This window comes from Aquabacterium sp. (assembly GCF_049274795.1).
In the GTDB taxonomy this organism is placed as follows: domain Bacteria; phylum Pseudomonadota; class Gammaproteobacteria; order Burkholderiales; family Burkholderiaceae_C; genus Aquabacterium.
The window spans coordinates 1-5,847 of record NZ_JBASTH010000080.1; the positions used below are offsets into that span (position 1 = coordinate 1).

Annotated in this window: 4 protein-coding genes; 1 reads left to right on the top strand and 3 read right to left on the bottom strand. The window is 67.5% G+C overall.

The window, feature by feature from the left end; all coding sequences use genetic code 11:
* Nucleotides 1–97 precede the first annotated feature (97 nt).
* The 3 genes from WAQ08_RS12915 to WAQ08_RS12925 form a co-directional block, all read right to left on the bottom strand.
* Nucleotides 98–784, bottom strand: a complete 687-nt coding sequence (locus tag WAQ08_RS12915; protein ID WP_422191987.1) for a CpXC domain-containing protein — start codon at nucleotides 782–784, stop codon at nucleotides 98–100.
* Nucleotides 785–819: 35 nt separating this feature from the next.
* Nucleotides 820–2,703, bottom strand: coding sequence for a hypothetical protein (locus tag WAQ08_RS12920; RefSeq protein WP_422191988.1), 1,884 nt, complete (start codon nucleotides 2,701–2,703; stop codon nucleotides 820–822).
* Nucleotides 2,704–4,067: 1,364 nt separating this feature from the next.
* Nucleotides 4,068–5,258: a hypothetical protein gene (locus tag WAQ08_RS12925; protein ID WP_422191989.1), complete on the bottom strand. Its 1,191-nt coding sequence runs from the start codon at nucleotides 5,256–5,258 to the stop codon at nucleotides 4,068–4,070.
* Between the two features lie 345 nt (nucleotides 5,259–5,603).
* On the opposite strand from WAQ08_RS12925, the gene flhD reads away from it, so the two are divergent.
* Nucleotides 5,604–5,847 (top strand): flagellar transcriptional regulator FlhD (flhD, locus tag WAQ08_RS12930; protein ID WP_422191990.1); only part of this gene is annotated, 244 nt, incomplete at its 3' end.

The window sequence follows — 5,847 nt, forward strand, 5'->3', positions numbered from 1 at the left end:
GCGCAGGGTCAGGCTCACGCTCGGCCGGCTCGGGCCCGGCGGGGCCGAGGTGCGGCGGCCGGGGCGGGCGACCGGACGGTGTCGACATCGCGCCGGCTCACTGACCGCGGCTGAGCCGCTGCACATCGACGAAGGCACCGGCGCGCAAGGAAGCGCCCAGTTCGGCCCAGCCCTCGGGATCGGCGGTGATCTCGTCGAGCAGATCCCGGGGCACGTCCAGGCTTTCGAGCTCCTGGCCGGTGCGGTCCAGCACGCTGATCGCCAGCTCTGTGCCGTCGGCGGACACGCCGGTCAGGCGCAACTCGGCCCCCAGGGGCAGCGGCGGCTCCTGCATGTCGCGCATCAGCAGCAGCTTGAGCTCTTCCAGGGCCACGTCGTCCAGGCCGGCCTCGAAGGCGATCAGCTTCTCGCGCAGCGCGTCCCAGCTGAACACCACGCGGGTGGTCAGCGAGGCGCCCAGTTCGCGTTCGGCCGCGCTCGCCCCCGTGCCATACGAGCGGTTGAAGCCTTCCTGGGCCCTGGCCTCCACGGCCTTCCAGTCGTCCACCTGCGTGCGGGGAAAGGCGGCCACCCAATGGCCGCGTCCCACGTCCAGGTAGCTGAGCTGGGGCTCCATGCGAAAGCTGCCCTGGCAGTGCGGGCAGGTGGCCTGCTGGAAGGTGTCGTCCAAGATGGCCTGGCGCAGGTCGGGGCGCCGGTCGGCATTCACGCTGGCACACAGGTCGAAGGAGAACGATTGCCCGCAATGAGGACAGCTCAGGTCGGTCGGGTTGAACAGAGACATGGGGACCCCTTGGGTGAAGACGTTGGAAAGCCGTGTCAGTCGGCGAACAATTTATCAAGCCAGGCCTTCGCAGGGTGGCTGCGCTTGAGCTTGTCGCTCTTGTAGGCCGCGTACAGCTCGGAGAACCATTCTCCAGGTGCCCGGAACTGGTAGCCCGTGATGCCCTGCTTGCGGGCCGCGGGCAGGTAGCTGTACCAGTCGCCCGTGTAGCCCTCATGGTAGATGCGCCCCTTGGCCTGCAGGCCGCCATTGCGCACGCTGGCGTTGCACTTGGCCCCGGCCTTCCAGGGGATCTGGCCCGAGCCGGCGGCCGTGGCCCATTGGGTGACCTTGGTCCATTGCGCCGGCAGCGGCGAAGGCACGGTCCCGGCGTCGAGGTAGGCGGCGATGGTCCGTGCGGTGATGTCCGTCTGGTTCAGCTCTTCGGCCACGGCCTGCGCCACGGCCAGGATGTCGGCGCCATGCTTGATCCAGCCACCGTAGGCGGCCTCGGAACCGTGCGTCGCCATGAAGCGCTTGCGGTCGTCCATTGCATGGCCGACCTCGTGCCAGGTGTTCCAGTCGAAGAACTTGACGGCTTTGGCGCCGGGTGCGGGCTTGCAGTCGTCCTCGACATCCGGCAGCTCGGTGACGATGGCCACCTCGCGCTCGGCCGAGGCATCGGGGTGCCCTTCGCTCATGTGGATGGCCTTGCCCCCCCCGTTGTAGGACGAGCCGCTGCCCTTGGGCTTGCGCACGATCTTCTTGAAGCTGGGGTTGTCGCGCGTGTGCTTGTCGGGCACCTTGGTCATGGACGTGTAGAGCGCGCACAGCTCCTGCGTGACCTTGCCCTGGTCGTCCGTGCCCTGCACGCACTCGGCATCGTCGAGCTTGAAGCGCGCCTTCATGGCCGCCAGCACGGCCTGAACGGACTGCCCGCTCTTGAAGGTCTCGACCAGCTCGTCCAGCGCGGCCATGCCGTTGGGGCGTGCCACCAGTTGCTTGCACTGCTCGGTCATCTCTTCCGGGGTCAGGGCGCCACCGCTGACCTTCTTCTTGATCGACGCCTTCTGGGCGTTCAGCTCGGCCTGGTCAAGCGCTGTGAGGGCGGCCTCGTAGTCGCGCGACTTGAGCAGGCGGTCGATGCGGCCGAGCGCCTGGCCCAGCGCCTTGACCTCGGTGCCGATGACCGGGTCGGCGTCCGGCTGCGTGTGGGTGGTCAGGCCCGGCAGCGTGGTGTCCTTGAGGGCGGTGAAACGGGTGCCGCAGGCCTTGATGTCGTCGGTTAGCTTGCGCGCCTGGCCGATCAGCGTGAGCGCGCCATCGAGGCGCTGGGCCGCCTGGGCGTGGTCCTGCCCCAGCGACAGCTTGAGCGCGGCATCGATCTGCTCGTCGACCTTGCCCACCAGCGCGCTGATGGCGGGAAGGCTGCCATCGAGCAGGGCCTTGGCGGGCTGCACCACGTCGTCGATGCGGGAGAGCAGCTGGCCATGCTGCGCCGCGTGCTCGGTGCCCTGCACATAGCGCTCACCGGCCTGCGCGAGCAGCGCGGGCGCTTCGGTGGTGGCGGCCTTCTCGGCCTGCTTCAGCAGGCCGTCCATCTCGCCGATCTGCTTGGCCGCGCCGGCCTGGCCTGCGTGGGATTTGAGCGTGGCCAGCAGCTGGCGGATGTTCTCCAGCGAGACGGCGATGGCCCCGGGATCGGTGCCCGAGGGCTGCGCCTGCCGGGACGCTTCGAGCGCGTCGCCACGGCCCTTCGCGCCCTCCACCAGGCCCTCCACTTCGCGCAGCAGCGCCTCCAGGGCCAGGGCCGCGGCGGCGAACTGGCGCTGGATCTGGCCCTGCTCCGTGGCGCGTGCCAGGGCCTCGGTCAGCCGCTTGGCGGCGTTCTCCAGCCCGCTGCCCTTCAGATCGGGCAGCCCCTGCAGGCCATCGGCCACCTGCTGGCGGACACCGGCATAGCGGGCATGGTCCAGTCAGTGCCTGCACCGTCGCCGAGGGGCCATCGGTGCGCAGGGCCTGCACACGGGGCCGCACGACATTGTCGCGCCGCGCCACGTACAGGCCATGCTGGTCCGCCACGCCGGACAGGCGCTTGCACTCCCAGTAGATCTCGCTGAACAGCGACACGGAGGCCTTGCTGAGGGCGTTGTCCTGATTGGCCTTGGCCCGCGTGTAGCGCTGGTTCAGGGCATCGATCTGGTCCTTGAGGGCCGATTTCTGGGCGTGCTTAAGCAGCAGGTCCATCTCGGTGGCCAGGCGGGTGGTGTCGCCCGGGTTGAAGGGCGACTGGTCACGCGTGGTCTTGGCCTTGGCACACTGGGCCGCCACCTTCTGCAACAGGTCCAGCGCGGCCTGGCGCTGCCCCTGGCCCGCCTTGGTGACGGCGGCCGCGATGTAATCGGTCTGGATCCGCTCGCTGTCCAACAGGAACATGTCGCCCAGCATGGTCTGCACGGTGGAGCGTGCCTGCGCCAGCGCCTGTTCGTAGTCCCGCAGCAGGTTGGCGATGGTGTCGCACACCCTCACGCCGGCCTGGGCCAGCACGATGCCGCCGTACGCGTCGCCTCCGTCGGCCTTCTGGCGGGCCGCCTGCTGGGAGTTGGTCTTGAGCGTGCGCACTTCCGGGGCGATGACGGGCGAGGTCAGGGGCGCCATGGCCTCGGTCAGCTGCCTGAAGGCCAGGTCGAAGGCCTCCTGGTCTTTGAGCAGCTGCTTGCGGATGGCATTGACATGCGCCTTCAGGCTGTCGAGCAGCGCGGCCGCGGCCCCGGGCAGCCGTGCCTTGGCCTTGTTCTCGATGTCGAGCGCCAGATCGTTCATGGCCTTGATGAGCCGGGCCACCGTGGGCGATGTGGACGTGGTCTGCGCGACTTCGACCGCGCTCTTGCGCAGCGGCAGGAACTCGTCCTTCAGCCGCTGGACGGCCTGGGTCTCTTCGTTTTCGAGGTCGCGGTCGCGGTCGTCGAGCAGGCCTTGCGCCTGGTCGTAGCGGTCGGCCTCGAGCTCGGCGACGATGGCCTTGCGGCGCGCCTCCAGCTGGCCACCCAGCGTCAGGTGCTGCCGGGAGGCCACCAAGCCGGCATCGCGCAGGCGGGTGTACAGAAGCATGGCCCGGTCGCGGTCGCTGGGGCCCTTGGATGGCGGCGGCGTGGTGGGGGCCTGGGTCTTCTCGCCCTTGATGCGGAGCAGCAGTTTGCCGACGAGGGAACGTGGATTGGGCACGGGGACACGCCTGGGACGTCAGGACGGACATATCGGACGTGGAGCCGGGGGCATCGGCCGCCGACGCCGGGGGATCGGATCAGGCGCTCACGGCCTTGTGCAACTGGGCCAGCACCTTGAGCAGCGGGGTGCGGATGTCGCTGGCGAACTCGGACACATCCAGCACCACGTCGTCCTTGTCGAGGTAACGCACCAGTTCCGCGATCTGCTGCGGTGAGGTGGGCTCGACGGTGAGGTTCTTGACCACGGCACTGATCTCGATGACTGCCTTGGCGGATTCCGGATCCTTGAGCTCGGCGATTTCCTTGGCCACGCCCTTGAGCGTGGTGACCGCATCGCCCCGGACCTTGGCCCACGCCTGCAGGAAGGGCAAGGCGCCGGGCTTGATGGTGCCCGCCGGCGTGCTCGGCTGCGTGCCGGTCTGGGCGGTGTTGGGGGTGTCTGCGCCGTCCTCGTCGTCTTGGTCCAGGGTCTCCCCCTTCTCGTCGACCAGCAGCACCTTGCCGATCCTGAAACCACACTTCTTGATAGGGATGCGGATGCGCTTGACCAGACCACCGTACTTCTTCTCGACCACCAGCTTGAGCTGCACCCCGTCGATCGACAGCAGGCCGAAGGAGCCCGTCTTGATGCCGACATCCTTGCTGATCTTGGCCATCATCATGCGGCCTTTGGTTTTGGGGTGGGCGGCCAGGAGCGGATCGTCCTTGGCGTTGTCCAGGTAGGCGAAGAAGACCTGGCGTGCCGGGTCGGCCTTGCACAACTTGAGCTGCCGGAGCAGGCGGCCGGGATCGAGCAGGGCGTTGGCAGGCTCATCCTCGCCTTCGCCCTCATCGGCCTCCTCTTCCTGAGGCAGGGCCTTGAGGGCGGTGTTGAACTCGCGCTCCAGCGCCTCCAGCCCTGCACCCACGGCTTTGGCATAGGCCGTGGCTTCCTTGATGATCAGCGCGCAGGCGTCCTTGCGGGGCTTGGCGGCGTCCTTGGCCTTGGCGGCCTTGTCGGCTGCGGTGGCCAAGGACGTAGCCTCGAGCTTGAGGGGGGACGCCTTGACGCGATACAGCTTGTCCAGTGTCTCGTACAGGGCCTTGAGCTTGGCCGCATCCTTGCCGGCGGCCTTGGTCCAACCCTCGGCCAGCTTGGGCCAGTCCACCCCCTCGTGCTTCTTCTGCAGGGCCTTGAGGGCATCGTCCAGACCCGCGCCATCGAGCTGGCCCTTTTTCTTGTCCCAGAAGCTCTTGGTGAGTTCGGCAGGCAGGGCGATGGTGGGCATGACGGGGCTCTTCGTTGGCGGTGACGCAAGTAGCCGAAATTACCATGCCGCAGCCACGCTCGAACCTGTTGCTCATCCCCCTAGGAAGTGGGATGCGCGGCCTGGAAAGCCCTAGTGATTCGCAGTACACCGCCATGCGGAAACGCTCCGGTTTCCCCTGCCTTTTTACTGGGAGCGCTTGCACCGGCTTATCAGCGCTTCTGTCAGGCAACTTCCTACAAAACGCGCAGCCGGGTTCCGACGGTTCTTACATCCGCGTCCCTATCAAGAAAATTGAGCGGTTTCAGCACAATGACTCCATCGACAACGCAGCAACACCCGCTGATAGCCCAGGAGCCAGACGCCATGACCAACGACCAGATCCTCGCCGAGATCCGTGAAACCAACCTGTCCTACCTGATGCTGGCCCAGAGCCTGATCCGCTCGGACCGCGAGCAGGCGCTGTTCCGCCTGGGCCTGTCTGAATCGGCCGCCGACCTGATCAACGCCCTGAGCCCGGCACAGATCCTGAAGATCGCTTCGCAGAACACCCTGGTGTGCCGCATGCGCATCGACGACGACCTGGTCTGGGGCCTGCTGACCAACCACG